This is a genomic window from Candidatus Polarisedimenticolia bacterium (genome assembly GCA_036001465.1).
Classification (GTDB): Bacteria; Acidobacteriota; Polarisedimenticolia; order Gp22-AA2; family Gp22-AA2; genus Gp22-AA3.
The window spans coordinates 38,926-64,907 of the sequence record DASYUH010000040.1 but is presented as its reverse complement, the minus strand read 5'-3'; the positions used below and the strand labels follow the sequence as shown (position 1 = coordinate 64,907).

General features: G+C 68.7%; 29 protein-coding genes. 24 read left to right on the top strand and 5 right to left on the bottom strand.

Annotated elements, in window-relative coordinates; translation table 11 throughout:
- Positions 1 to 34: 34 nt before the first annotated feature.
- From VGV60_08055 to VGV60_08010, 10 genes are all read left to right on the top strand, one after another.
- Positions 35 to 826 (top strand): hypothetical protein, encoded by a 792-nt coding sequence (locus VGV60_08055; GenBank protein HEV8701208.1) that lies wholly within the window; start codon positions 35 to 37, stop codon positions 824 to 826.
- Complete coding sequence (locus VGV60_08050) at positions 823 to 1,284, top strand: hypothetical protein (GenBank protein ID HEV8701207.1); 462 nt, start codon at positions 823 to 825, stop codon at positions 1,282 to 1,284. The genes VGV60_08055 and VGV60_08050 overlap by 4 nt, the downstream gene beginning before the upstream one ends.
- Positions 1,285 to 1,291: 7 nt before the next feature.
- Complete coding sequence (locus tag VGV60_08045) at positions 1,292 to 2,167, top strand: HEAT repeat domain-containing protein (protein HEV8701206.1); 876 nt, start codon at positions 1,292 to 1,294, stop codon at positions 2,165 to 2,167.
- Positions 2,168 to 2,279: 112 nt separating this feature from the next.
- Positions 2,280 to 2,690, top strand: a complete 411-nt coding sequence (locus VGV60_08040) for an iron-sulfur cluster assembly scaffold protein (GenBank protein HEV8701205.1) — start codon at positions 2,280 to 2,282, stop codon at positions 2,688 to 2,690.
- On the top strand, positions 2,681 to 3,244 hold the full coding sequence (locus VGV60_08035; protein ID HEV8701204.1) for an NADH-quinone oxidoreductase subunit I: 564 nt from the start codon (positions 2,681 to 2,683) through the stop codon (positions 3,242 to 3,244). Before VGV60_08040 ends, VGV60_08035 begins: the two co-directional genes overlap by 10 nt.
- Before the next feature lie 59 nt (positions 3,245 to 3,303).
- Entirely contained in the window at positions 3,304 to 3,822 is a 519-nt protein-coding gene (gene nuoB / locus VGV60_08030) for an NADH-quinone oxidoreductase subunit NuoB (protein HEV8701203.1), read from the top strand.
- A gap of 3 nt (positions 3,823 to 3,825) precedes the next feature.
- On the top strand, positions 3,826 to 5,082 hold the full coding sequence (locus VGV60_08025; protein ID HEV8701202.1) for an SAM-dependent methyltransferase: 1,257 nt from the start codon (positions 3,826 to 3,828) through the stop codon (positions 5,080 to 5,082).
- Entirely contained in the window at positions 5,079 to 6,161 is a 1,083-nt protein-coding gene (locus tag VGV60_08020) for an Mrp/NBP35 family ATP-binding protein (protein HEV8701201.1), read from the top strand. The genes VGV60_08025 and VGV60_08020 overlap by 4 nt, the downstream gene beginning before the upstream one ends.
- Positions 6,162 to 6,165: 4 nt before the next feature.
- The gene (locus VGV60_08015; protein ID HEV8701200.1) at positions 6,166 to 7,185 is read left to right on the top strand and encodes a peptidylprolyl isomerase; all 1,020 of its coding nucleotides are present in this window, start codon (positions 6,166 to 6,168) and stop codon (positions 7,183 to 7,185) included.
- Positions 7,186 to 7,216: 31 nt separating this feature from the next.
- The gene (locus VGV60_08010) at positions 7,217 to 7,462 is read left to right on the top strand and encodes a hypothetical protein (protein ID HEV8701199.1); all 246 of its coding nucleotides are present in this window, start codon (positions 7,217 to 7,219) and stop codon (positions 7,460 to 7,462) included.
- Here the strand turns inward: VGV60_08010 and VGV60_08005 are convergent.
- Positions 7,410 to 8,894: an aspartate ammonia-lyase gene (locus VGV60_08005; GenBank protein ID HEV8701198.1), complete on the bottom strand. Its 1,485-nt coding sequence runs from the start codon at positions 8,892 to 8,894 to the stop codon at positions 7,410 to 7,412. The genes VGV60_08010 and VGV60_08005 overlap by 53 nt on opposite strands.
- 197 nt (positions 8,895 to 9,091) lie before the next feature.
- On the opposite strand from VGV60_08005, the gene bcp reads away from it, so the two are divergent.
- The 3 genes from bcp to VGV60_07990 are packed head-to-tail and all read left to right on the top strand — an operon-like array spanning position 9,092 to position 10,273.
- On the top strand, positions 9,092 to 9,571 hold the full coding sequence (gene bcp / locus VGV60_08000) for a thioredoxin-dependent thiol peroxidase (GenBank protein ID HEV8701197.1): 480 nt from the start codon (positions 9,092 to 9,094) through the stop codon (positions 9,569 to 9,571).
- 27 nt (positions 9,572 to 9,598) lie between these two features.
- Positions 9,599 to 9,952, top strand: a complete 354-nt coding sequence (locus VGV60_07995) for a hypothetical protein (GenBank protein ID HEV8701196.1) — start codon at positions 9,599 to 9,601, stop codon at positions 9,950 to 9,952.
- Positions 9,953 to 9,958: 6 nt separating this feature from the next.
- On the top strand, positions 9,959 to 10,273 hold the full coding sequence (locus VGV60_07990) for a Rieske (2Fe-2S) protein (protein ID HEV8701195.1): 315 nt from the start codon (positions 9,959 to 9,961) through the stop codon (positions 10,271 to 10,273).
- Here the strand turns inward: VGV60_07990 and trmB are convergent.
- Together trmB and VGV60_07980 are read right to left on the bottom strand one after the other, a co-directional pair.
- Positions 10,257 to 10,886, bottom strand: a complete 630-nt coding sequence (trmB, locus tag VGV60_07985; protein ID HEV8701194.1) for a tRNA (guanosine(46)-N7)-methyltransferase TrmB — start codon at positions 10,884 to 10,886, stop codon at positions 10,257 to 10,259. The genes VGV60_07990 and trmB overlap by 17 nt on opposite strands.
- Before the next feature lie 17 nt (positions 10,887 to 10,903).
- Entirely contained in the window at positions 10,904 to 12,544 is a 1,641-nt protein-coding gene (locus tag VGV60_07980; GenBank protein ID HEV8701193.1) for an FAD-dependent thymidylate synthase, read from the bottom strand.
- Positions 12,545 to 12,741: 197 nt separating this feature from the next.
- Between VGV60_07980 and lpdA the strand changes: the two genes are divergently transcribed.
- The 7 genes from lpdA to lipA are packed head-to-tail and all read left to right on the top strand — an operon-like array spanning position 12,742 to position 20,412.
- Positions 12,742 to 14,151 carry a dihydrolipoyl dehydrogenase gene (gene lpdA / locus VGV60_07975; protein HEV8701192.1) on the top strand — a complete coding sequence of 470 codons (1,410 nt, stop codon included), beginning with the start codon at positions 12,742 to 12,744 and terminating at the stop codon, positions 14,149 to 14,151.
- Between the two features lie 13 nt (positions 14,152 to 14,164).
- The gene (locus tag VGV60_07970; GenBank protein HEV8701191.1) at positions 14,165 to 15,238 is read left to right on the top strand and encodes a thiamine pyrophosphate-dependent dehydrogenase E1 component subunit alpha; all 1,074 of its coding nucleotides are present in this window, start codon (positions 14,165 to 14,167) and stop codon (positions 15,236 to 15,238) included.
- Between the two features lie 53 nt (positions 15,239 to 15,291).
- Positions 15,292 to 16,383: a thiamine pyrophosphate-dependent dehydrogenase E1 component subunit alpha gene (locus VGV60_07965; protein ID HEV8701190.1), complete on the top strand. Its 1,092-nt coding sequence runs from the start codon at positions 15,292 to 15,294 to the stop codon at positions 16,381 to 16,383.
- Positions 16,374 to 17,351, top strand: coding sequence for an alpha-ketoacid dehydrogenase subunit beta (locus VGV60_07960; protein HEV8701189.1), 978 nt, complete (start codon positions 16,374 to 16,376; stop codon positions 17,349 to 17,351). The genes VGV60_07965 and VGV60_07960 overlap by 10 nt, the downstream gene beginning before the upstream one ends.
- 15 nt (positions 17,352 to 17,366) lie before the next feature.
- Entirely contained in the window at positions 17,367 to 18,803 is a 1,437-nt protein-coding gene (sucB, locus tag VGV60_07955) for a 2-oxoglutarate dehydrogenase, E2 component, dihydrolipoamide succinyltransferase (protein ID HEV8701188.1), read from the top strand.
- Positions 18,803 to 19,501, top strand: a complete 699-nt coding sequence (gene lipB, locus VGV60_07950; protein ID HEV8701187.1) for a lipoyl(octanoyl) transferase LipB — start codon at positions 18,803 to 18,805, stop codon at positions 19,499 to 19,501. Before sucB ends, lipB begins: the two co-directional genes overlap by 1 nt.
- The gene (gene lipA, locus VGV60_07945) at positions 19,501 to 20,412 is read left to right on the top strand and encodes a lipoyl synthase (protein ID HEV8701186.1); all 912 of its coding nucleotides are present in this window, start codon (positions 19,501 to 19,503) and stop codon (positions 20,410 to 20,412) included. The genes lipB and lipA overlap by 1 nt, the downstream gene beginning before the upstream one ends.
- On the opposite strand, the gene VGV60_07940 is transcribed toward lipA, so the two are convergent.
- Both VGV60_07940 and VGV60_07935 read right to left on the bottom strand, forming a co-directional pair.
- Positions 20,404 to 20,784: a Rap1a/Tai family immunity protein gene (locus VGV60_07940; protein HEV8701185.1), complete on the bottom strand. Its 381-nt coding sequence runs from the start codon at positions 20,782 to 20,784 to the stop codon at positions 20,404 to 20,406. The two genes, lipA and VGV60_07940, sit on opposite strands and share 9 nt — an antisense overlap.
- Positions 20,785 to 21,083: 299 nt before the next feature.
- Positions 21,084 to 22,241: a Fic family protein gene (locus tag VGV60_07935; protein HEV8701184.1), complete on the bottom strand. Its 1,158-nt coding sequence runs from the start codon at positions 22,239 to 22,241 to the stop codon at positions 21,084 to 21,086.
- Positions 22,242 to 22,697: 456 nt separating this feature from the next.
- On the opposite strand from VGV60_07935, the gene VGV60_07930 reads away from it, so the two are divergent.
- The 4 genes from VGV60_07930 (at position 22,698) to speY (ending at position 25,980) form a co-directional block, all read left to right on the top strand.
- Complete coding sequence (locus VGV60_07930) at positions 22,698 to 23,117, top strand: Rrf2 family transcriptional regulator (protein HEV8701183.1); 420 nt, start codon at positions 22,698 to 22,700, stop codon at positions 23,115 to 23,117.
- Positions 23,114 to 24,313: a cysteine desulfurase family protein gene (locus VGV60_07925; GenBank protein HEV8701182.1), complete on the top strand. Its 1,200-nt coding sequence runs from the start codon at positions 23,114 to 23,116 to the stop codon at positions 24,311 to 24,313. The genes VGV60_07930 and VGV60_07925 overlap by 4 nt, the downstream gene beginning before the upstream one ends.
- Before the next feature lie 31 nt (positions 24,314 to 24,344).
- Complete coding sequence (locus VGV60_07920; protein HEV8701181.1) at positions 24,345 to 24,668, top strand: iron-sulfur cluster assembly accessory protein; 324 nt, start codon at positions 24,345 to 24,347, stop codon at positions 24,666 to 24,668.
- 181 nt (positions 24,669 to 24,849) lie between these two features.
- A complete protein-coding gene (speY, locus tag VGV60_07915) occupies positions 24,850 to 25,980 on the top strand; it encodes a deoxyhypusine synthase (protein HEV8701180.1) in 1,131 nt (376 codons plus the stop codon).
- Positions 25,981 to 25,982: the final 2 nt, after the last annotated feature.

Below are 25,982 nucleotides of genomic sequence, written 5' to 3'. Positions count from 1 at the left end.
GTGCTATTCTTTCGCGCTCCGGAGGGGCGGGCACGTGGCGGCGGCGATCGCGATCGGTCTGTTCACCTGCGCCGCCGCCGGCATCCTGGCGGCGCTCCCGCTCGCTCCCTTCGGCGAGCTCGGACGCTTCTTCTTCATCCTGAACGCCAGCCTGGCGTTCCTTCTTCTCTGCCTCGCGGCCCCGTACCGGTTCTCCTCGCAGGGGGTGTGGTCCGCCGCGTCGATCCTGGCCCTCCTCGCCATGGTCCTGGTGATGGCCTACGTGGCGGCGCTGCTGGCGCTGCGCGGGGGCCGCTCCTCGCGGGGACTCCTGGTGACGACCGCGGCCGTGGCGCTCGCGACCGTCGCGGCGGACGGCCGCGCCGGTGCGGGCGCCCCGGGACCGTCGTGGGCCTTCGGAGTCAACGCGGTCTGCGCCTCGGCCCTCCTCGGCTCGGTGATCGTGGGGATGCTCCTGGGCCACTGGTACCTGGTCCGGACCCGCCTGGACGTGTCGCACCTGGTGGTGTTCGCCCGCTTCTTCGCCGCGGCGGTTCTCGGGCGGGCGGTGCTCTTCGCGGCCGGCCTGATCGGCGCCGGCGCGCAATCGGAGCTCGGGATGGGGTCGTACCTGAGGGCCGCCGCGATCGATCGGGGATTCTTCTTCTGGCAGAGGATCCTCTTCGGGATTCTGGGGCCGGGGGTGTTCGCCTTCATGGTGCACGAGACGGCGCGCATGCGCTCGACGCAGTCGGCGACGGGGATCCTCTACATCGCCGTGATCTTCGTGATGTACGGCGAGTTCCTGGCCCGCTACCTGACGGTGGCCGGCGCGGGACCGATGTGAAGCGGGACGCGCGGGGCGCCCGGCCGCCGAGCGCGGCGTTTCTCTGCGACGGCTGCGAGCGGGAGCTCGTCCATCCGCTGGATGCGCCGTTGGCGCGGGTCGCCTGTCCCGGGTGCGGGCGCGCGCACGACCTGGACGCCACCGGGGCGGGGCTCGACACGCGGCTCCTGTCCCGCTGCGTGCGCTGCGGGCTCGCCCGGCTGTACGTGCAGAAGGATTTCAACAAGAAGACGGGACTCTGGGTGTTCATCGTGGCCGCGGCCCTGAGCATCCCGACCTGGGGATTGAGCCTGCTCGCCGCCACGATCATCGACCTCGCGCTCTATGTCGCTCTCGGGGACGCGACCCTGTGCTACGGCTGCGGCACGATCCACCGGGGGTTCCGCCGGAACCCGGAGCACGGCCCCTTCGACATCCACATCCAGGAGGCGGTGGACCGCCGCCCGCGGACCGCCTGAGGACCGCATGACGACGGACCGGGACGAGAAGAGCGATTGGAAGGTCGTGCTGCAGTTTTTCATCGTGCCGCTCGGTCTCGTCGCGGTCCTGGTCAGCGTCTTTTTCGGGCTCCAGGTCCTGCGCACCCGCCATCCCGACCCGCGGGCGACGCTCGAGCACCTGAAGGGCCCGTCGCGGTTCCTCCTGCCGTGGGCCGGCGATCCGAAGCGCTGGCAGTCGGGATACGACCTCTCCCTCGCGGTGCGCTCCGGAACGGCCGACGGGGGGGCGGCCCTGGCGCCGGAGCTGGCCGCGGCCTTCCGGGAGGCCGGCGAGGACCCGAAGCTGCGCCGCTATCTGGCCCTGGCCCTCGGGCGGTCCGGCGACGCGCGCGCGGGCCCGGCCCTCAAGGAGGGGCTGCAGGATCCGGACGGCGCAACGCGACTCTTCTGCGCCTGGGGCCTGATGCAGGTCGGCGACCGGTCGTCCCTCCCGGATCTTCGGGCGGCGGTGGGGGACCGGGACGAGGGCGTCCGCACCATGGCCGTCTTCGCGCTGGGAGAGCTGGGGGACCATGAAGGGGCGGACGCCCTGAGGTCGGCCCTGCGCGACGCGACCCTGAGCGTGCGCTGGAACGCGGCGCTGTCCCTGGCCCGCCTGGGGGACGGCTCGGGCGAGTCGGTGCTGATCGGCATCCTCGAGGGGGGCGGGTCCGGCGCGGGGGAGCCGGTCGACACCTCGGCGCGCCTCAATGCCATCCGGGCGCTGGCCCTGCTCAAGGACGATGCCGCCCGCGCCGCGCTGAAACGCGCGGCTGATTCGGGGCAGGGGGACGAGATCCGCGCCACCGCCCGCCTGGCGCTCGAGGCGATCGCCGCGGAGGCGCCGCAGGCGTTGCCTTGACAGCGATCGCCGTCCCCCCTACGATGATGAGGCCGCCTGCCGACCGGTTCCATGACGGGCGGGCGGCCCGGTCGAATGCTCGGACAGGCTTCCAGGGGGCGCCGGCGAACCGATGGATGAACCGCTCAGGTACAGCGACACGGTCATGGACCACGCCCGGAACCCGCGTCATGTCGGCGAGATCCATGGAACCTCCGCGGTGGCCCAGGTCGGCGACCCGGAGACGGGCGACGTCCTCAGGATCAGCCTCCGGATCGAGAAGGAGATCGTGGTCGAGGCCCGCTTCAAGAGCTTCGGTTGCACCGCGGCGATCGCCTCGGGCAGCATGGCGACGACGCTCCTCCGGGGCCGCAGCGTCGAGGACGCCGCGCGCCTGACCAACCACGATGTGGTCGAGGCGCTGGGAGGCCTGCCGGCATCGAAAATCCAGTGCTCGGTCCTGGCGGAGCAGGCGATCCGGGAGGCCCTGAGGCGCCACCGGGAGGCGGCCCGGGCGGAGCGGGAGGCGGTGCGATGCCATTGATCGGCAAGCCGGTGAATCGCCCGGGCAGACCGACCCTTCTCGAGCTGACCTACCTTCCGTCGATCCTCAAGGGGATGTGGATCACCTTCCGGCACCTGTTCCGGCGCAAGGTGACGATGCAGTACCCCGAGCAGACATGGGCGATGCCCGAGCGTTACCGCGGCCTGCCGGCCCTGGTGCGCGACCAGGCCGAGCGCGTGAAATGCGTCGCGTGCTTTCTGTGCGAGTACGTCTGCCCGCCCAAGGCCATCCACATCGAGGCGCAGGAGATCGAGACGGGTGTCGAGAAGGGACCGAAGGTGTTCGACATCAACATGCTGCGCTGCATCATGTGCGGGTATTGCGAGGAGGTCTGCCCCGAGCAGGCGATTTTCCTGACCCGGGAATACTCGACGGTCGGCCTGAGCCGCGAGGACATGATCTTCCCCAAGGAGAAGCTGCTCGAAATGGGCGGCATCCGTCCGGATTCGATCCGGAAGTGGTCGCGTCTCGTTGGCGGAGCGGAGAAGGCCGCGACCGGGACCGCGGGCGGGGAGAGGAGCGCGGTCCGTTGAGCGACGCCCCGAACCGCGACGCGGCCGCCGCCCTCGCCGGGAGGCACGAGGAGGGCGCCCTGGACCAGTGGCTGCTCACGACCCGGCTGGCCGATTACGTCGCCTGGGGCCGCAAGAACTCGCTCTGGCCGATGCCGATGGGGCTGGCCTGCTGCGCCATCGAGCTGATGGCGATGGTGGCGCCGCGCTACGACGTGGCGCGCTTCGGGGCGGAGGCGCTGCGCTTCTCGCCGCGACAGGCCGACATGATGATCGTGGCGGGGACCGTCACCAAGAAGATGGCGCCGGCGGTGAAGCGGATCTACGACCAGATGCCCGAGCCGAAATGGGTCATCGCGATGGGGGCGTGCGCCTCATCGGGAGGGATGTTCCGATCCTACCCGGTCGTTCAGGGGGTGGACGAGATCATTCCCGTGGACGTCTACATTCCCGGCTGCCCGCCGCGCCCCGAGGCCCTGATCGAAGGGATCATGCAGGTGCAGCGACTGGTGGAGGAGCAGGCGGGCTCCGGGCGGGGCAAGGCGCTCCCCGGGGCCGCCGCTCGCGCGGCCCGTACCGATACTCGGACAGGCTCCTAGGCGATGGCTGCCTCCGACACCCGTGACCGCCTCGAGGCTGAAATCGCCGCGGAGATCGCCGGCCGCGGGCCGATCCCCTTCGCCCGGTTCATGGAGATGTGCCTGTACCACCCGACCCACGGATATTACACGCGGGGTCTCGGGGGCGGCGGCGGGCGGGACTATCTCACGAGCAGCGGCCTGCATCGCGCCTTCGGGGCGCTGATCGCCCGCCAGGCCGAGGAGATGTGGCGGCGTACCGGCCGCCCCGACCCGTACCTGTTCGTCGAGTTCGGTCCCGGTGAGGGGCACTTCGCCTGGGATTTCCTGCAGGAAGCGGCGCGGCACGACGGGTTTCTACGGGCCCTTCGGTACCTGATGGTCGAACCGAGCCGCGCCCTCAGGGATCGCCAGCGCGCCCGACTGGGAGGGCGCGGTGCAGCCCCGGTCTCGTGGCTGACCGAGCCGGAGCTCGACGCGCGGGCCAAGTTCGCCGGATGCCTGTTCGCGAACGAGGTCCTGGACGCTTTTCCGGTGCACCGCGTCGTGGGCACGCCGGACGGGCCGCGGGAGATCCACGTCGCCTCGCGGGACGGTCGGCTGGAGGAAATCACGGGACCGCTGTCGAGCGACGCGTTGGGACGATTCCTCGCCGACTCGGAGATCACTCTCGAGGACGGTCAGGAGGTCGACCTGAACCTGGCCGCCCCCTGCTGGGTGGCCTGGGCCGCCGGCCTGCTGCAGCGCGGCCACATGGTGCTCGTGGACTATGGATACGAGGCCCGCGATCTCTACGTCCCGGCGCGCCCTCGTGGCACGCTCCTGGCGTATCACCGGCATCGAGTCAACGAGGAGTTTCTCCTGAGGCCCGGAGAGCAGGATCTCACCGCGCACGTCGATTTCACCGCCGTGAAGCGCGCGGCGGAGACCGCCGGCGCGCGCCTCCTGGGCCTCACGACCCAATCGCGGTTCCTTCTCGCGCTGGGAGCGCTCGATTTCCTGGCGGTGCCGGCGGCCGTCGCGGCCGGCGGTCCCGGGCAGGTGCCTGTCCCCGTGGCACGGCGGGTCGAGGCGATCGAGGAACGGGAGGCTCTCAAGGACCTGGTCCTGCCCGGCGGGATGGGAGATCGCTTCAAGGTGCTCGTCCTCGGCGTGGGAGAGGTGACGCGCGACCTCACCGGGCTGTCCCGCCCCTGGGCCGGTACCCTTGAAGCGGCGGCCGCGACGCCGCTGCCGCCGCCGCGCGGCGCCGCCGCCGAGGACGCGGAGGATCGATCGTGAGCGCGCCGCGCAACGAGCCGGCCATCGTCCTGGACGCCCTCCGGACGGTGAAGGATCCCGAGCTGAACGTCGACATCGTCTCGCTCGGCATGATCGAGAACCTCCTCGTCGATGGGGACAAGGTCTCCCTGACGGTGAACCTCACGACCCCCGGATGTCCGCTGAAGGCCCAGATCGAGAAGGACGTCCGGGACGCCCTGTCGCGGCTTCCCGGAGTCGCCTCCGTCGACCTCAAGATGGGGGCCAAGGTACGCCGGAGTATCGAGACCGAGGGGGGGCTGATCCCGGAGGTGGCGAACGTGGTCGCCATCGGCTCGGGGAAGGGGGGAGTCGGCAAGTCCACGGTGAGCGTGAACCTGGCGCTGGCCTTCGCGCGCGCCGGCGCCGCCGTCGGGCTGATGGACGCCGACATCTACGGGCCGAACGATCCGCAGATGCTGGGCCTGAAGCTGAAGCCCGAGGTGCAGGACCGCAAGCTCCTGCCGGTGCCGATCCACGGCATCAAGATGATGTCGATGGCCTTCTTCCTGAAGGAGGACGAGCCGGTCGTCTGGCGCGGTCCCATGCTGCACGGCGCCATGAAGCAGTTCCTGGGGGACGTGCTGTGGGGGAAGCTCGACTATCTCTTCATCGACCTGCCGCCCGGCACCGGCGACGTCCAGCTCACCCTGTCCCAGATCATCCCCCTGACCGGGGCGGTGCTGGTTACGACCCCGCAGGACGTGGCCCTCCTCGACGTGCGCAAGGCGGCGGCGATGTTCCGGAAGGTGAACGTGCCGATCCTCGGCGTGGTCGAGAACATGTCCTACTTCGGCTGCCCGCACTGCGGCGAGCGGGTCGAGATCTTCAGCCACGGCGGCGGCAAGCGGGTGGCGGAGCAGTTCGAGACGGCGTTCCTGGGAGAGATTCCGCTCGACGTCCGGCTGCGGCAGGGGGGCGATGACGGCCGCCCCGTCGTCGTGTACGATCCGAAGTCCGGCCCGGCCCTCGCGTTCAAGGACATGGCCGAAAAGCTCGCGGCGATCATCAGCGTCAACACGTACAGGAAGTACGAGCAGGAGATCACGGCCCGGACCTGACACCATGCCTTCCCCTCTCCGTCGTTCCCTGCTCTTCGGCAGCGCCCGGGCCGTGCGCGTCCCCGCCCTCCTCGGGCTGCTGCTCCTGGCCTGCGCCCCGGGGCTCGCGGCGCCGGGCGCGGGGGAGGCCCCCGCGGATTCCGTCGCCAGGGTCAATGGCCGGCCGATCCTGCGGCGCGACTTCGAGGCGGCCGTGCAGCTCCAGTTCCGCGGCCGGCGGCCGGGACGGGACGGGCTCAAGGAGCTGCAGTCGGTGCGCGAGAAGGTCCTGGAGCAGCTGATCGAGAACGAGCTTCTGTACCAGAAGGCGTCCAAGGCCGATGCCGCGGTCCCGGAGGAGCGGATCGAAGCGGAATTCAAGACCCTGCGGGACGGCTTCCCGTCCGCCTCGGAGTTCGCGGACGTCCTGAAGGAGACCGGGGTCACCGAGGCCGAGATCAAGGAGCAGCTCCGAAGGACCCTGATCGTGACGCGCTTCGTCGACCGGGAGGTCCTGTCCGGGCTCGAAGTGACGGACGAGGAGGTCCGGCGCTATTACGATCAGAACCCGGCCGAGATGGTGCGCCCCGAAGCCGTGCGCCTGAGCCAGATCATGGTGCGCGTCACCCCCTCGGCCTCGCAGGCGGAGCGGGCCGCCGCCCGCCAGAAGATCGAGGCGATCCTCAAGGAGCTCCGCGCCGGAGAGGACTTCGCCCAGCTGGCGCGCAGGCATTCCGAGGGGGCCGAGGCCGCCGCGGGCGGCGACGCGGGGCTCCTCATCAGGGGGAAGGGGCCCCCCGCCATCGAGAAGGTGGCGTTCTCGCTGGAGCCCGGCATGGTCAGCGACGTGATCGAGTCGCGCTACGGCCTGCACATCATCAAGGTCGCGTCCAGGCGGCCGGAGGGCCCGATCCCGTTCGAGGACGCCAAGAATGCGATCCGCGCCCGGCTCCTGGCGCGCGGGCGCGAGGCGCGGATCCGCGCCTACGTCGATCGCCTCAAGGAGCAGGCCAAGGTGGAGCGCAGTCTGCCTGCCGCGTCCTGATGGGCGGCCGGGCGGCAGCGGAGAGGCGCCCATGATCCAGGTGGCGTCGCTTCTCGGGGCGGCTCTGATCCTGGCGGCCTACGCCGCGCACCAGGCGGGGCGCCTCGGGCGCGAGTCGCTGGCCTACCACATCGTCAACGCCGTGGGAGGGGCGATCCTCTTCGGCGTGGCGGTCGATGCCTCCCAGTTCGGATTCATCCTGCTCGAAGGGGCGTGGACCGCCATCAGTCTCTACGCGATCGCGCGGAGCCTGAAGCGTCGCGCCCGCGGCGCCTGAGACGCGCCGGCCGCACGGCCTTCAAAATGCCCGGTCGCGTCAGGCGATCCGGGTCGAGGGCGCGGCGGATGGCCTCCCGCTTCAACAGGCCGCTCTCGATCGCGAGGGTCGCGATCGTCTTCCCGGTCCGGATGGACTCCTTCGCCATCTCCGCCGCCTTCGCGTAGCCCAGGACGGGCGCCAGGGCCGTCGCCAGGGTCGGGCTCCTCTCGAAATAGAAACGGCAGCGCGCGGTGTCGGCCCGGATCCCCCGAAGTCCGCGCCGCGCGACCGCCGCGACCGCCGCCTCCAGGAGGGCGATCGACTCGAGGACATTGTGGGCGATCACCGGCAGCATGACGTTCAGCTCGAGCTGCCCGGCCGCGGCGGCCCAGGCGACCGTCTCGTCACAGCCGATCACCTGGAAGCAGACCATGTTCAGCATCTCGCACATCACCGGATTGACCTTGCCCGGCATCATCGAGGATCCCGGCTGCACGGCGGGCAGCCGGATTTCCGCCAGTCCCGCGACGGGGCCGGACGCCAGCAGGCGCAGGTCGGAGGCGATCTTTCCCAGGTCGATCGCCGCCCCGCGCAGCGCCGCGGAGAAGGCCGCGAAATCGGCGGTCGACATCGCGGTCTCCACCGGGTCCCCGGCCGGGAGAAGACGAAGGCCGGTCTGCCGGGAGAGCGCGCGGGCCACGCGGCTCGCATAGCGCGGGTGGGCGTTCAGGCCGGTCCCCGCCGCCGTTCCGCCAAGATTCAGCCGGGAGAGAGGTGCCGAGGCCTCCCGGACGCGGCGGGCGGCGCGGTCCACCATCGTGGCGAAGGCGCCGAATTCCCGGCCCAGCGTGATCGGCACCGCGTCCTGCAGGTGCGTGCGCGCCGTCTTCACGGTGTCGTGGAACCGGCGCTCCAGCGCCCGCAGCTCCGCCTCGCACGCCCGCAGCGAGCGGAGAAGGCCGGGCAGGGCCAGGAGGACGCTGATGCGCAAGGCGGACGGGAAGGTGTCGTTCGTGGACTGCGACAGGTTGACGTGATCGTTCGGGTGGACCACGGAATAGTCCCCGCGATCTCCGCCGAGGATCTCGATCGCCCGGTTCGCGAGGACCTCGTTCAGGTTCATGTTCTGGGACGTTCCCGCACCGGCCTGGTACACATCGATCACCATCTGGTCCAGGTGGCGTCCGGCGAGAATCTCGGACGCCGCCCGGCGGATCGCCGCACCCCGCCTTCGATCCAGAAGCCCCAGCGACACGTTTACGCCCGCGGCCGCGTGCTTGATGTGGGCGTACGCGCGGACGAAGACGGGAGGAAGGCGGCGGCCGCTGATCGGGAAGTTGAGCATCGCGCGTCGGGTCTGGATGCCGTAGTAGGCGTCCGCCGGCACGGCCAGGCTCCCGAGCGGATCGCGCTCGAGCCGCACCCGCCGGCGGCGACTTCGGGCTCTCATCACCGCATGCTAACAGAGCGCCGGCCCGCTCCACAACGACGCGCGGGCCCGGTGCCATTCGCGGGCGCGCCGGCCGAATACCCGGACAGACTCCGTGGCCCGCGGGCGCTGTGATAGAATTGCACCCACTCGAGATCATCGTGGTCCGGGCGTCAAACGGACGGGGCCCGGCAATCGTCAGGAGGCGCGGCATGGAGATGGACGCGTTACCGCAGGTGGGCTCGAAGGCTCCCGATTTCAATCTGGTGGGGACCGGGGGCAAGACCGTGGGCCTGAAGGATTTCATCGGCAAGAAGAACCTCGTGCTCTACTTCTATCCGAAAGACTCGACCCCGGGATGCACCATGGAAGCCTGCGCCTTCCGCGACGCGTACGGGGACTACGAGGCGCACGACACCGTCATCCTCGGGGTGAGCCGCGACGCGCCGGACTCGCACCAGACCTTCTCCAGCAAGCACCGGCTGCCCTTCCTCCTGTTGAGCGATCCGAGCGCCGAGGTCGCCACCGCCTACGGCGTCTTCGGCAAGAAGAGCTTTCTCGGTCGCGAGTTCTTCGGCATCCACCGGGCCACGTTCGTCATCGACGCCACCGGCACCATCCGTCGCGTCTACCCCAAGGTCAAGGTGCGGGAGCACGCCGAAGAAGTCCTGGAGTTCGTCCGGACCGAGCTCGCCTGAGCCACCGGCCCGGCCTAGGAAGCACGCGTGCCGCACGTGGTCCTGGAGGGAGACATCACCATCGACGTGGCCGAGCGCCGCTTCGAGCCGTTCGTCCACCGGGAGGGCGGCCTGATCATCAAGGCGGAGCGCTTCTACCGGGAGCGGGAGGCGCGCGCGGCCCTCATCGAGATGGTGGTCGTCGAGACGGGCCACACGCAGAAATTCTTCATCCAGCTGTCGCATCGGGACGACGGCCTCACCGTGCGGCTCGAGCCGCTGACCGACCCGGAGAAGACCTCCGGAGTGCGCCGGGCGCTGGCGCAGGTGGCCCACCGCTTCGTCGCCGCCTGCGGGGCGCGCTACGGCAAGACCAACATCGAGGACGATCTGATTCGCTGAGGAACGATGATGCCGATCAAGGCGCGCTGCGGCCGCGCGGAGGAGATCCCGCCCGGCAGCAGCAAGGTCGTGCAGGTCAACGAGCACGTGGTGGCGATTTTCAACGTGGGGGGGGAGCTGCACGCCATCGACAACACCTGCCCCCACCAGGGCGGACCGCTGGGGGAGGGGTACCTGGAGGGGGAGTCGATCGTCTCCTGTCCATGGCACGGCTGGACCTTCGACGTCCGCACGGGGGAGTCCCCCATCGACTCCGAAATGAAGGTGCGCTGCTATCCCGTCCGCGTGGAGTCGGGAGACATCATCATCGAGGTCCCCTGAACGGAGCCGTGTAGGCGGCGCGGTGAATCGTCCGTCCCGCCTGCACGTACTTGGCCTCGTAGTTCGTCCGCCCCTCGGTACCGTCGTCCGGGAACAGCGGATCGACGGCCTTCCTGAGGCCCGAGTGCGCCGGCACGACGGTCGTGATCTCCTCGAAATACTCCAGGACGTCGGTCGACACATGCAGGTAACCGCCGCCCGCGAGCACGCGGCCCAGGTGCGCGGCGGTCTCTTCGGTGAACAGCCTTCGCTTGCGGTGCCGCTTCTTCGGCCAGGGATCGGGGCAATAGACGTGCACCCGCGCGAGCGAGCCGTCCGGCACCAGGGCGGCCAGCACGTGGCGGGCATCGGCGCGGAACAGGCGGACGTTTCCGAGGCCCCGGCGCCGGGCCCTGTCCCGGGCCACCCGAAGGTACTTCAGCGACCATTCGACCCCGAGGAAGTTCACCTCCGGGCGGGCCTCGGCCTGCGCCAGCATGAACCGGCCCTTGCCGATGCCGATCTCCATCTCGACGGGGCGGCGGTTCCCGAACAGGGCCTCGAAGTCGAACGGGCCGCCCACGCGGCCGGGCGGAATCTCCAGGTCCGGCGCGTCCTCGGGCTCGTCGCTCATGGGATCCCGGGCAGCCGTCAGATGACGCGACGGTAGTCTTCGAGCCGGTAGGTCCAGACGCGCTCGCCGCAGTAGCGCCGGCCCTCGGGGCAGATGGGCCGCGATGCCGCCATCTGCCGGATGTTGCAGGGCGGCAGCAGGTAGCGGCCGATGCGCGGGTTCACCGCGCGGATCTGCAGCGCCTCGTCCAGCGAGGCGCGCCAGATCTCCTCCTGGGCGTTGTAGCACAGGCGCATGGCGTGCTTGTGGTGCAGGTCGAGAAGGCCGGCCGACTCGGTGAAGCGGATGGCCAGGGCGTTCGGGAGAACGTACGCGGCGAACTCGTCGCTCACGCCGAGCGCGCGGAGGCGGGAGAACCCGTCCCAGCTCGCCTCCATGGCCTCGCGGTAGCGCTTCAGGCTCGGCCCGTCCTGCCCGACCAGGATCGGCGTCACGAAGTCCGGCTCGGACGTGAGGTGCGCGTTCAGGATCGGCCGCGAAGCCGGGGTCATCCGGTGCCGCTGGTTCTGCGAGTCGGCGGTGTGGCTCAGGCGCTTGCGGAATGTGTAATGGCAGTGCACCAGGGCGCGCGACAGCTTGGACAGCGTCGTGAGATTCAGCGCCTCGCCCAGATAGCCGTTGCGGGCCGGGTCGAGAGCCAGGGCGATCGCCTCGTCGTCCGCCAGCCGCCCGCGCGCGACGCCGAGGACCTCCCGGACCGACTGCGCGAGCGTCTCCTCGTTGTGGGCCGGATAGTCCACCAGGAGCGACACGCGGTCGCCGAGCTGCCGGTCGAACCCTTCGAGGAACGACTTCCGGCCCTCGTCGTCGCGCGCCGCGTGCTCCTGCATCGCCCGGTGCTCCGCCGTCTCCTCCTCCGGGATCGGCTGCTCCAGAATCGCGGCGTAGGCCGGCTCGCGCTCGAGCAGCTCCTCCACCATGCGGCCGACGACGAGGCGCTGCTCCAGGGGCGCGTCCGGGACCAGGCAGGTGCGGTAGTAGCGCAGCAGAGTCAGCCCGCTGATGGTGTGGTACAGGTAGGCGAACGTGGCGATCGGCAGGACGTAGCGCGCCACCTCCTGCGCCTTCTTCTGCACCTCCTTCTCGTACTTCTTCGGATAGTGCCGGCGCGCCGGGTAGCGTGCGTAATAGGCGGACGACACGGGACCCTGCAGGAGACGGCAGAGGTCCTCATAGGCCTGCTGCTGCAGGGCCACCGTCTCCTCGTAGACCTGGAGCGCCCGGCCGGCGAGCGGGGGGACCGCGTAATGGCCGGGCTTGACCGTCACGTACCGCTGGCTGACCTGCTCGGAGTTGTAGAACGGATGGCTGTGCAGGAACGACCAGAGGAACTGCCGGCTGACGTTGCTCAGGGCGAACTGGAAATGGGCGTGCTGGAGCGTCGTGTGGTGGCCGGCCTGGTACAGGTCGCGCGCCAGCGTATCGCGGCGCCGGGCGCGCTCCGCGCGCGCCTCGGGCGGAGCCAGCGGGTCCCCCAGGATCTGCTCGTCGCGCACGATCCCCGAGCCGGAGTAGCACGTCCGCGCGGTCGCCACGACGTTGTCGAACGCCCCGGCGAAGGCGTTGGTGATCCGCACCTCGGGCGGCGGCGACAGGAAGCGGGAACCGCTGGCGCCGGATGCGGATCTCGGGGCGGATCGGGATTCCGGAAGGGTCACGACGGGATTATACCGGCGTCCGCTCGGGCCGATCAAACGCCCGCGGCGTCACGCCCGGGAGCGTCTCCGAACACTCGCACCGGCCGCCGGTGCCTCGTTGTGGTTATAATCCGCCCTGTCCCCATCGGCATGCCCGTCGATCCGGGCCGGTTCGCACGTTCCAGCGGGGCGCAGGGGAGCGCCACGGGAGGTTCCAGGTGGCCGATTCGCAGGCGAGCTTCGACGTCACCATCATCGGCAGCGGGCCGGGCGGCTACGTCGCCGCGATCAGGGCCGCCCAGCTCGGCCTGAAGACGGCCCTCGTCGAGAAGGGGGCCGCCCTCGGCGGGACCTGTCTGCACGTCGGGTGCATCCCGACCAAGGCCCTGCTCTACAGCGCCGAGGTCCTCGAGTTGGCCCGCGAGGCGGCGCGCTTCGGGGTGAAGACCGGGGACGTCAAGCTCGATCTCGCCGCGGTGCACAAGCACAAGACCGACGTGGTCCGCCGCCAGGCGAAGGGCGTCGAGTTCCTCATGAAGAAGAACGGCGTCGCCGTCTTCCAGGGACACGGGCGCCTGAAGGGGCCGGGGAAGGTCGAGGTGACGGCCCGCGACGGATCGAAGCAGACCCTCGCCACCAGGCACGTGATCCTGGCGACCGGGTCCGTTCCCAAGATGATTCCCGGCGTGAAGGCGGACGGCACGCGTGTCATCACCAGCACCGAGGCGCTGGCCCTGGAGTTCGTCCCGAAGGCGATGCTCATCCTGGGGGCCGGAGCGGTCGGGGTCGAGTTCGCCTCGATCTACGCGCGCTTCGGCAGCGCCGTCACGCTCGTCGAGATGCTTCCGAGGGTGCTGCCGATCGAGGACGAGGACTCCTCCGCCGAGCTGCACAAGGCGTTCAAGAGGCGCGGCATCGATGTCCGCGTGGGCACGAAGGTCGAGAGCGTCAAGGTCGGCGATCGGGGGGTCGAGGTGCAGGTGCAGTCGGAGAAGGGGGGGAAGGAGACCCTGAAGGCCGACGTGCTCCTGGTGGCCGTCGGCCGCCGCCCCCTGACGGACGACCTGGGTCTCGAGGTGACGAAGGTGGAGCTCGATCGCGGCTTCGTCAAGGTGAACGGCCAGATGCGCACGGGGGACCCGTCCGTGTACGCGGTGGGGGACCTGGTGCCGACGCCGGCGCTGGCCCACGTCGCCTCGCACGAGGGGTTGGTGGCGGTCGAGGCGATCGCCGGCAAGAACCCCGCGCCCATCAACTACGACCGGGTGCCGAACTGCACCTACTCAGAGCCCGAGGTCGCGAGCGTCGGTCTGACCGAAGCGGCGGCGCGGGCGCGCGGCCACAAGGTGCGCACCGGCCGCTTTCCGCTTCCGGTGCTCGGCAAGGGACGCATCGTCCTGGCCCAGGACGGGTTCATCAAGCTGGTGGGGGAGGAGCGCTACGACGAGCTGCTCGGAATCCACATCGTGGGCCCGAAGGCGACGGAGCTCATCGGCGAAGGAGGACTGGCGCTCCACCTTGAGGCGACTGTGGAGGACCTGTTCCACGCCATCCATGCCCACCCGACGCTGTCCGAGGCGATGGGGGAGGCCGCCCTCGCCCTGCATGCCCGCGGCATCCACCTCTGATCCCGGGAGGCCGATGAGCGCCGTCCTCAAGAGTGGCAGAAAACGCCCGCCCGCGTCCCGGCGCGGCCCGGGTCTTGCCGCCCGCCTCGCTCCGCCGTCCCGGGCGCCGATGCGGAACCCCGGGCTGTCGCGCGCTCGCCTCCTCGAGCTCCATGCCTTCATGCGCCTGAACCGGATGCTGGAGGACAAGCTGTCGGCGCTCTACCGGCAGGGGAAGATCGTCGGTGGCCTCTACAGCAGCCTGGGGCAGGAGGCGATCTCGGTCGGTTCGGCGTACGCCCTCCTCCCCGACGACCTTTTGGCGCCGATGATCCGGAACATCGGCTCGCTCCTGGTACGGGGCGTGCCCCCCCTGACCCTGTTCCTGCAATTCCTGGCGCGGCACGACGCGCCAACCGGGGGCAAGGACGGCACGCTGCATTTCGACGACCTGGAGCGCTCGATCATCGGGCCGATCAGCGTCCTGGGGACCCTCATCCCGGTGATGACGGGGGCCTCCCTGGCGGCCAGGATGCGCGGCGAGTCGCGCGTGGCGCTGACCTACATCGGCGACGGCGGGACGTCCACCGGCGACTTTCACGAGGGGTTGAACCTGGCGGCGGTCCTGAGCCTGCCGCTGATCCTGGTGGTCGAGAACAACGGCTACGCCTACTCGACCCCGACGCCCGCGCAGTACGCGGTCGAGAGCCTCGCGGAGAAGGGCCCGGCGTACGGCGTCGCCTCGGAATCCGTGGACGGCACCGACGTGCTGGCGGTGTACGACGCGACACGGCGCGCCGCCGAACGGGGACGCCGCGGGAAGGGCCCGACTCTCCTGGAGTGCCGGGCGTTCCGGCGCCGCGGCCACGCGGAGCACGACGACATGCGCTACGTCCCCAAGGCCCTGATCGCGGCCTGGGAGAAGCATGATCCGCTCGACCGTTTCGAGGCGTTCCTCGTGGACGAGGGGCACGCCACGAGCGCGAGCCTGCGCGCGGTCCGCGAAGGCTTCGAGCCCGGGCTGGAGGAGGCGGCGCAGAAAGCGCTGGCGAGCCCGTTCCCGCCTCCTGAGGAGACGCTGCGCGACGTCTATCACGAGGCGACATGAGGGCCGAGCTGACGGCCGGGTCCGGAAGGGGGGGAAGGGGACGTCCACGGGGCGTGCCGCGTGTGGAGGGCACGACGCTTCCCGCCTCCCGCCTCGAGGACGAGGACATGCCGGCGCCGGACGACGCCCTGCTCCTCAGGATGCTCCATTCCATGAAGCTGACCCGGGCGCTCGAGTACCGCATCGAGCGCAAGCTGTACCGGCAGGGAAAGATCGTCGGCGGCGTGTACGTGGGGCGCGGCCAGGAGGCGATCTCGGTCGGCGCGGCGGTGCACATCCGCCGGGGCGAGGGGGAGGATCGCGACGACATCGTCTCCCCGTCGCACCGCGACATGGCGGTCTTCCTCATGCAGGGCGTGCCGCCCGAGAGGATCCTGGCGCAGTACATGGGGCGGAGCACCGGGTTGACGCGCGGGCGCGACGGGAACATGCACATGGGAGATCTGAGGCACCGGATCGTGGCGTTCATCTCGCATCTCGGCGACAGCATCCCGGTCGCGGCCGGGTGCGCGCTCACCTTCGCGATGCGCGGCACCGACCAGGTGTCGTTCTGCTTCTTCGGCGAGGGGGCCACCAGCCGGGGGGACTGGCACGAGGGGTTGAACTTCGCCGCGGTGCGGAGGCTCCCGGTGGTCTTCATCTGCAACAACAACCAGTATGCCTACTCGACGCACGTGTCCCGCCAGATGCGGGTCGGGCGCGTCTCCGACCGTGCGGTCGGCTACGGGATTCCCGGCGAGACGGCCGACGGCAACGACCTGCTCGCCGTGTACGGTCGAGTCGGCCGGGCGGTCGGGCGCGCCCGTCGCGGCGAGGGACCGAGCCTTCTGGAGTTCGTCACGTTCCGCATGACCGGTCATTCCGCCCACGACGACGCCGGCTACGTCCCGAAGGCCGAGTTCGAGGCGTGGGGGCGCAAGGACCCGATCGAGAGGCTCCAGTCCGCCCTGCTGCGCCGCGGGCTCGTCGACCGGCCCGCCCTCGCCGAGATGGAGGCGCGCATCGAGTCGGAGCTGGACGAGGCGGTGGCCTGGGCGGAGCGCCAGCCGTATCCGGAGCCGGAGGAGTGCCTGGAGGGGGTTTATGATGAGGGCGGCCCGGGAGCGGGCGGCGGGCCGCAGGGGGAGAGCGAAGCGTGGCGCTGACGACGTACGTGGAGGCGATCCGGCAGGGAATCTGGGAGGAGATGGAGAGCGACCAGCGCGTCTTCATCCTGGGAGAGGACGTGGGGATCTACGGCGGCGCCTTCAAGGTGACGGAAGGGATGCTCGAGAAGTTCGGCGAGACGCGGGTCATCGACACGCCGATCTCCGAGTCGGCGATCGTCGGGGCGGCGATCGGCGCGGCGCTTCTGGGCATGCGGCCGATCGCCGAGATGCAGTTCATCGATTTCATCTCCTGCGCCTTCGATCAGATCACCAACTTCGCCGCCAAGAACCGCTATCGCTGGGGCGCGGGAGTGCCGATGGTCATCCGCGGCCCCAGCGGCGGCGGCGTGCACGGCGGACCCTACCACTCGCAGAACCCGGAAATGTATTTCGTGCACACCCCGGGGCTCAAGGTGGTCGCCCCGGCCACGGCGTACGACGCCAAGGGATTGATCAAGGCGGCCATCCGGGACGAGGACCCTGTGATCTACCTGGAGCACAAATACCTCTACCGCCGGATCAAGGAGGAGCTCCCGAAGGAGGACTACGTCGTGCCGATCGGCGTCGCCGCCGTCCGGCGGGAGGGCCGGGACCTGGCCATCCTGACCTATGGCGCCATGCTCTATCAGGCGCTCGAGGCGGCGGACGTGCTGGCGCGCGAGGAGGGGGTGGAGACCGAGGTGGTCGACCTGCGATCCCTCCTGCCGCTCGACAAGGACGCCATCCTGAATGCGGCGAAGAAGACCGGGAAGGTCCTGGTGGTGCACGAGGACACGCGCACGGGCGGCATCGCGGGGGAGATCGCCGCGATCATCAACGAGGAGGTCTTCGAGTATCTCGACGGGCCGGTCCTGCGCGTCACCGCGCCGGATACGCCCGTCCCTTACAGTCCGCCGCTGGAGGAATTCTTCCTCCCAAACAAGGACAAGATCCTCAAGGCGGCGAGACAGCTCGCGGCCTATTGAACTAAGGAGCCGACCATGCGGGTAGACGTCATCATGCCTCAGATGGGGGAGAGCATCGCGGAGGGGACCCTCACCCGCTGGCTCAAGAAGCCCGGCGACAAGGTGGCGCGCGACGAGCCGATCTTCGAGATCTCCACCGACAAGGTGGACGCCGAGATCCCGTCTCCCGCCGCGGGGACGCTGGTGGAAATCAAGGTCCAGGAGGGGCAGACCGTTCCGATCAACGTCGTGGTGGCGCAGATCGAGACCGAGGCCGGCGCGACGGCCGGCGCGGGCAAGGCGGCCGCTCCGTCCGCGGGGGCCAAGACCCCGCCGGCCGCGGCCCCCGCCGCCAAGCAGCCGCCGCCTGCCGCGGCGAAGCCGCCGGCCACGCCCGGGGGCCCGTCCGATGGACGCGATCGCGCCCCGCAACCGGCGGCCCCCGAGGGTCCGGCCGCCTCGGGTTCCTGGACGGCGGGCGCCTCCGCCGGCGGCGAGATCCCAAGGGCATCGCGTCTCACCGGATCCGGGGCGACCGTGGAGGACCTGCGTCGCGTGCGCTCGTCTCCGGTGGTGCGCAAGATCGCCCAGGAGCACCACGTCGACATCGCGCGGCTTGCGGGAACGGGAGTTTCCGGCCGGGTCACCAAGAAGGACATCCTGGCGGCGATCGAAGGGGGCGGCGCCTCCGCGGCGGCGATGCCCGCGGGCGCGCCCGCCACGGCGGCCCCGGCCGCGCCGCGCTCCGCGGCCCCCGCACCAGTCTATGCGCCCGGCCAGCGGATGTCGGTCGTGCCCATGACCGCGATGCGCAAGAAGATCGCCGAGCACATGATCGCCAGCCGCCGGACCTCCGCCCACGTCACCACGGTGTTCGAGGTGGACATGAGCCGGGTGATGCGCCTCCGCGAGGAGCATCGGCAGGCGTTCCAGGAGCGCCACGGAGTGAAACTGACGCCGACGCCGTTCATGGTGCGGGCGGCGGTCGAGGCGCTCAAGGCGTTTCCCGAGCTCAACGCGTCGATCGAGGGGGACAACGTCGTCTACAAGAGGGACATCAACATCGGCATCGCGGTGGCCCTCGACTGGGGGCTGATCGTGCCGGTCGCCAAGCACGCCGACGACCTGAGCCTGTCCGGCATCGCCAAGGTGGTCGCCGACCTCGCCGAGCGCGCCCGCACCAAGAAGCTGGCCCCGGACGACGTCCAGGGGGGCACGTTCACCATCACCAATCCCGGGATCTTCGGGAGCCTCTTCGGCACGCCGATCATCAGCCAGCCGCAGGTGGCGATCCTGGGCGTGGGCGTGATCGAGAAGCGCGTCGTCGTGGTGCAGGACGCCATCGGCATCCGCCCGATGGTCTTCCTGGCCCTGTCGTTCGACCACCGCCTGATCGACGGCGCCGTGGCGGACCAGTTCATGGCCCACATCAAGGCGACGCTGGAGCAGGGGAAGTTCGCCGAGATCGTCTGATGCGCCTCTGCCGGCATTCGTACGAGGGACGTGTCGGGTACGCCGAGGCGGCGGCCCTCCAGGAGAGCTGCGCCCGCCTCCTGAAGGACGGCGGCAGGGTGGAGCGCCTCCTGCTCCTCGAGCACCCGCCGGTGATCACCCTGGGCCGCAACGCCCGGAGCGTGGACGTCCTGCACGACCAGGCGACCTTGGAGTCCCTGGGTGTCGAGGTGCGCGAGACGAATCGCGGCGGGCAGGTCACCTACCACGGGCCGGGGCAGCTCGTCGGCTATCCGATCCTCGACCTGAGCCCGGACCGGCGCGACGTGGCGCGTTACCTGCGCGATCTGGAGGAGGTCCTGATCCGGGCGCTGGCGGCCTTCGGCGTAACGGCCGGCCGCGTCCCCGGGCTCACCGGTGTCTGGGTCGGGTCGGACAAGATCGCCAGCATCGGCGTGCACCTGTCGCGCTGGGTGACCACGCACGGCTTCGCCCTGAACGTGAACACCGACCTCGCCCGCTTCGGCCTGATCGTCCCGTGCGGTCTCCGCGGCGGCGCCGTCACCTCGATGCAGCGCCTCCTCGGGCGCGCCACCCCTCTCGAAGAGGTCGCCGCGGCGATCGTGCCGGTGTTCGGGGAGGTCTTCGGCCGGGAGATGGAGCCTCCGTCCCTGCCGGGTGCGATCCCGGCGCAACCGGCCCTCACCGAGGTGGCCTGATGTCCGGCCTGCCACGGACGGAGCTGCCGGGGCCGAAGCCCCCCTGGCTGAAGATTCGCCTCGACACCGGGGAGAACTACCGCGACCTGCACCGCATGGTGCAGGGCCTGAAGCTCCACACCGTCTGCCAGGAGGCCCGCTGCCCCAACATCTACGAATGCTGGGGCGACCGGACCGCCACGTTCATGATCCTCGGGGACACCTGCACCCGGCGCTGCGGTTTCTGCGCGGTGGCCACGGGGCGCCCCCGGGCCGTCGACCCGGACGAGCCGGAGCACGTCGCCGAGGCGGTGCGCCATCTGGAGCTGGAGCACGCCGTCCTCACCATGGTCGACCGGGACGACCTGCCGGACGGCGGCGCGGGGCACGTCGCTTCGGTGATCCGCGCCGTCAGATCCCGCAACCCCGAATGCGAGGTGGAGGTCCTGACCTCCGACTTCCGCGGGGTCGAGCGGCCGCTCGACGCGATCCTGGCGGAGGGCCCGGTCACCTTCAGCCACAACATCGAGACGGTGCCCCGCCTCTACCCGGAGGCGCGCCAGGGGTCGCACTTCGAGCGTTCCCTGGGCCTCCTGCGCCAGGCGGTCGTCTGGAGAGATCAGGCGCCGCGTCCGTTGGTGAAGACCGGGCTCATGGTCGGTCTCGGAGAGGAGCGCGACGAGCTCCTGGAGACGTTCGCCGCGCTGGCCGAGGCCGGAGTCGAGATCCTGACTCTCGGCCAGTATCTCCGGCCGACGCTCTCCCATCTTCCCGTCGTCCGCTACTACCCCCCCGACGAGTTCGCCGAGCTGCGGGACCAGGCTCTCCGGCACGGCTTCCGCCACGTGGAGGCGGGGCCGCTCGTGCGCAGCTCCTATCATGCGAAGCGGCACACGCAAGCCGCCGCTCCTCCCGGTAGTGGGTCAGTTTGACTTGTTGGTGGCGTCAGGACAGGCGTATTCCTCTAACAGTGCTGCGATGACTGCGATTTTGCCTGTTGTAAGTTGCCCTTTAACTCTAGACTCATTCTGAAGGAGCCATTTGACAACTATCGCTTGGAGAACGTCGCCACGCACACCTTCTGGCGGCAGACACGTGAGCATCGCCATCTTCGTTGACGATATGTCTAATCCGTCGACGTATCCTCTCAGATAGGCGATGCACAGCGCTTGGTATAGGTCCCGACCAACGGCCGGTCTTGATGGATCGGGTGTGCAGAACTCATAAACCCCTCCGTCCTTCACCGCTTTCGGTTTTTCTAGCTCGGTTTCAGCCGCGTGAACGCTGCCGAATGCTATCGCCATGAATAGTCCAAACGCGCATAGGCCGCCGTGCCGATTCATTGATTCCCCCTTGGATGGTTGAACTCATGCTACCATGAGGCATGCCTAACCGCTCAAGAAAGCCGACAGACCCAAATCAGCTGGCCGCATCCATCGTCCAGGAAGCCACATCCGACCCGCCCAGGGAAAAGAACCCTGCGGCGGTAGCTTTAGGACGGCTTGGCGGTCTCAAGGGCGGCAAGGCAAGGGCGGCGCGGCTTAGCGCCAAGAAGAGGAAGGCCATCGCCAGGGTGGCGGCAAAGGCACGATGGTCTAGGAAGTCATAGGACTTCTGGCGCGATCCCTGGCAGATATGCGGTGTCTTCAGCGTAGGGGTCTTCGATGATTTTTGGAATCTTGATACGTGCAGATGCCTTCTTGGCTGCATCTGAAACTACATAGGAGCGCCCTCGCTTCTCCCCCTCTGCGATTAGCAGTCCAGTACGCACTAATTCTCTAAGGTCCTTGCCAGCTACCTGATCGGAAATGTCAGCCATTTTCCGATAGGTTGGATTTCGAACCCGACCGCTGAACGTTGCATCAAGAAGAGCCAAGATGCATCTGTCTGGCAATTTGTGCTTTTTCGTCTCTTCTTCGAAAGCGCTCCACAACTGATCCAGGACTTTTGTTCTGCGAAGGACTCGTGAAGCCTGGAGGAAATGCGCGCTCATGCAAAACCGAATCCACGGATGCGCGTCCCTGTCAGGAGCCCATGTTGGACTGCCAACGGAGGCCAGCACTTGGTAGTAAGCCTCGCGGTTTCTCCCTAGATACTCTTCGATGCTAGAAAACTCCGGGGCCAGAACGCCAAGCCGACCCAAAACAAGCGTCTGTAGACAGCGTGCCATCCTTCCGTTTCCATCTGAAAAAGGATGAATCATTACTAGGTTCAGGTGAGCCATTGCCGCCGTGACCAGATCGGGCACTGCGTCTGCCTTTCGCAGTGATTCGACGAGCTCTTCCATGAGAGCTGGCACTTCGTCGGCCTGTGGTCCCTCATAGACTATTTCTCCCGTTGCTTCTCGCCTGACGAAGATAGGCCCCGGCCGCCAGCCGCCGGGATGTTTTGAAAGGTCATACTCAAGCATCATGAAGTGCAGGCTTCTGATGACTGCGTTGCTATAGGCGAAGTGTGGGTCTGACGCGAGTTGCAATACGTAGGTCATAGCCCTGCGGTAGGAAGTCACCGCAAGCCATTCCTCTGTCTTTGCATCCAAAGGCTCTTCGCCCTCAACCGCCGCGATGGCATCGTCCATCGATACGTTGTAACCCTCGATGCTGTTTGACCCTTGGATGGCTTTTGCCAGTGCGGTCCTGGCCAGCAGACCTATCCATCGCTTTGGAGCGCGAATTGCTACGCCAAGGCGTTTTTTGATATCATCAATTCTTGCAACAACTTCCAAGTCTTTCGCGGTTAGGTTTGGTGTGTTGAATAGCATAGCGTTATATCCCTTAAATAGATATTTCGTAGTGATACTATTCAATACAAAGTAGGAAGTCAAATGATATTTCGCTACAAATGCTGCTTGACTTTCCTTGACAGCTCAAGCATGCTTAGTGCATGAACAAGCTGACAAGAGAGAAGAGGGCTCAGGTAGTCGCGACGCTATTGAAGGGAACTCCATCCGGGCGACCTGCCGAATGACGGGCGCGGCCAAGGGTACAGTCCTCAAGCTTTGGGTTGACCTGGGCGCGGCCTATCCTGTCCACCAGGATGCGGCCTTCCGGAACCTCAAGAGCCGCAGGATTCAGCGCGACGCGCCTGCCCCGCCCGCCCCGCCGCTCCGCGCTTGACAGGCCTTTCAGCGCCACGTAATATACGACGATACATGTCGGATATGTTCTCGATTCTTGAGCGCGTCCAAGGGCGGGCGCGGCTCAGCTGAGAGGCGATCTTGATCAAGCTGTCCCGGCGCACCGATTATGGATTCCTGGCGATTCAGCACCTGTGCGCGGCGCCGCCGGGAGCGTACCGGAGCGCGCGGGAGATCGCGGCACGCTACAGCGTCCCGCCGGCCGTGATGGCCAAGCTGCTCCAGAGACTGGCGCGCAAGGGACTGGTCGCCTCGCATCACGGCATCAAGGGGGGATACCAGATCGCCCGGCCGCCGGCCGACATCACCATCCGGGAGATCATCGAGGCGATCGAGGGGCCGGTCTGGAGCCGCTGCCCGCACGAGTCGTCGGCGCAGTGCCGCCGGGCAGGGTGGTGCGACGGGGGCCGCCCGGTCCTGGAGGTGCAGAAGAAGATCGCCGAGGTGCTGGGTCGGACGACGCTCCGCGACCTGGACGCCCTCAAGGAGTCCGGCACATGACGTGGATGGCGGTGTACATGGACAACCACGCGACGACGCGCGTCGATCCGCGGGTCGTCGAGGCGATGCTGCCGTTCTTCGATCGCGAGTTCGGCAATGCCGCGTCGCGCACGCACGTCTTCGGGTGGCGCGCGGAAGAGGCGGTGACGCGGGCGCGCACCCGGCTGGCCCGCCTGATCGGCGCCGACCCGAAGGAGATCGTCTTCACCTCGGGGGCCACCGAGTCGAACAACCTGGCGATTTTCGGAGTCTTCGAGGCGCTGCGCGCCAGGGGCGACCACGTCGTCACGGGGGCCACCGAGCACAACGCGGTGCTCGATCCGATCGAGAGGCTCAGGACCCGCGGCGCGCGGGTGACGGTCCTGCCGGTCGACGAGCACGGCCGGGTCGACCCGGACGACCTGCGCCGGGCGATCGGCGATCGCACCGTGCTGGTCTCCCTGATGCTCGCCAACAACGAGGTCGGCACACTGCATCCTCTCGAGGAGATCGGCCGCATCTGCAAGGAGAGGGGCGTGCTGCTCCACAGCGATGCGGCCCAGGCGGCGGGCAAGGTTCCCGTGGACGTGCAGGCGGCCGGCGTCGACCTCCTGTCGCTGTCGGCGCACAAGGTGTACGGCCCCAAGGGGGTCGGCGCGCTCTATGTGCGCCGCAAGAACCCGCGCGTGGTCCTGGAGCCGATCCTGCTCGGAGGCGGACACGAGCGCGGCCTGCGCTCCGGGACGCTCAACGTCCCGGGCATCGTCGGCTTCGGCACGGCGGCCGAGATCGCGCTCGCCGAGATGCCGGAGGAGTCGCGGCGCATCCGGACGCTGCGCGATCGGCTGCACCAGGGGATCGTCGGGCGGCTCGACGATGTCCTGCTGAACGGCCACCCGGTCGACCGGCTTCCGAACAATCTCAACCTCAGCTTCGCCCACGTCGAGGGGGAGTCGCTGATGACCGCCCTGGACGGCATCGCCGTGTCGTCCGGGTCGGCCTGCACCTCGGCGAAGAAGGAGCCGTCGCATGTCTTGCGGGCCATGGGCCGCACGGACGAGCAGGCGGTCACCTCCATCCGCTTCGGTCTCGGACGCTTCAACACCCGGGAGGAGGTGGACGAGGTCGTGGAGCGCGTGGACGGCGCGGTGCGCCGGCTGCGATCCATCTCGCCGATGTACGTCGAGGCGCGCGGCGAGGCGCGGGGATCGGCATGATGAACGGACTCAAGGGAGACACGGAGGAACGATGATTCACGTCACGGACAAGGCGGCGGAACAGATCAGGAAGATCATGGAGAAGGAGGGGCTTCTCGGCCACGGTTTGAGGGTCGCGGTGGTCGGAGGCGGCTGCTCCGGCATGTCGTACAAGCTGAACTTCGAGAAGGACCCCGCGCAGGGGGACAAGGTCTACGAAGAGAAGGGGGTCCGCATCATCGTGGACAGCAAGAGCACGCTCTTCCTCAACGGGACGACCCTGGATTTCAGCGACGGACTCAGCGGCACGGGGTTCTCCTTCGTCAACCCGAACGCCAAGTCAACCTGCGGCTGCGGCACGTCGTTCTCGGGTTAGTCGCAGCCCTGCCGTCGCGGCTCCGGGTGACGTCCAGTCGCGGCCGGCGGAACGCCGCCGGCCCCGGCGCGGAAACGCCCCTCTCGCGCCTCCCGATATTGCGCGGCGCTTTTCGCGCGTGCTATCATCCTTCCGCAACACCCGCTCTCTCGCTCTGGATCACCGAACAGCAAGGATGGGGATGGCTCACAAGAAAACCTTTCTTTCGGGCCAGAGAATCTATCCGGATCCGATCCGCAGCGGCATGCCCGTCGATCGCCTGATCGACGAGACCTTTCTGGCCTACAACGGCGGGCGCCTTCAGAAAGCCTGCCGCCTCTTCAGCGAGAGGATGCTGGACGAGGACGTCACCGTCGGCCTGAGCCTGTCCGGCGCGCTGACCCCGGCCGGCGTCGGCCGTTCCTGCATCATTCCGCTGATCAAGGCCGGCTTCATCGATTGGATCGTCTCGACCGGCGCGAACCTTTACCACGACACGCACTACGGGCTCGGGATGTCGCTGCACCGGGGCGCGCACGACGTGGACGACACGCTCCTGCGCCGCGAGGGGATCATCCGCATCTACGACATCCTGTTCGACTACAACGTCCTGCTCGACACCGACAATTACCTGCGCGCCATCATGGCGGAGAAGCCGTTCGCCAGGGACATGTCCACCGCCGAGCTGCATTACCTGCTCGGCAAGTACCTGGCGGCGCGCGAGAAGGAGATGGGCGTGGAGGACACCTGCGTCCTCACCGTCGCGTACCGCGCGGGGGTGCCGTGCTACGTCTCGTCGCCGGGCGATTCCTCAATCGGGATGAACATCGCGGAGCTCGCCATGCGGGGGACCGGACCGCGCATCGACGTGTCGCTCGACGTGAACGAGACGGCCGGCATCGTGTACGCCGCGAAGCAGGGGGACGGCAAGAGCGGCATCCTGATGCTCGGGGGCGGGTCGCCGAAGAATTTCGTCCTGCAGACCGAGCCGCAGATCCAGGAGATCCTCGGCCTGACCGATCGCGGCCACGACTACTTCATCCAGGTCACCGACGCACGGGCCGACACGGGCGGGCTGTCCGGCGCCACGCCGTCCGAGGCGGTCTCCTGGGGGAAGATCGATCCCGACCGGCTCACCGATTCGGTGGTGGTCTACGCCGACAGCACGATTGCCGGGCCGCTCCTCACGGCCTACGTGCTGTCGCGCGTGAAGCCGCGCAAGCTGAAGCGGCTGTACGACCGGCGCCCCGAGATGGTGGAGCGGCTCAAGAAGGACTTCCTCGCCGAGCACGAACGGCGCCTCAAGGCCAGCCGGGTCGGCCAGAGCCGCTGATC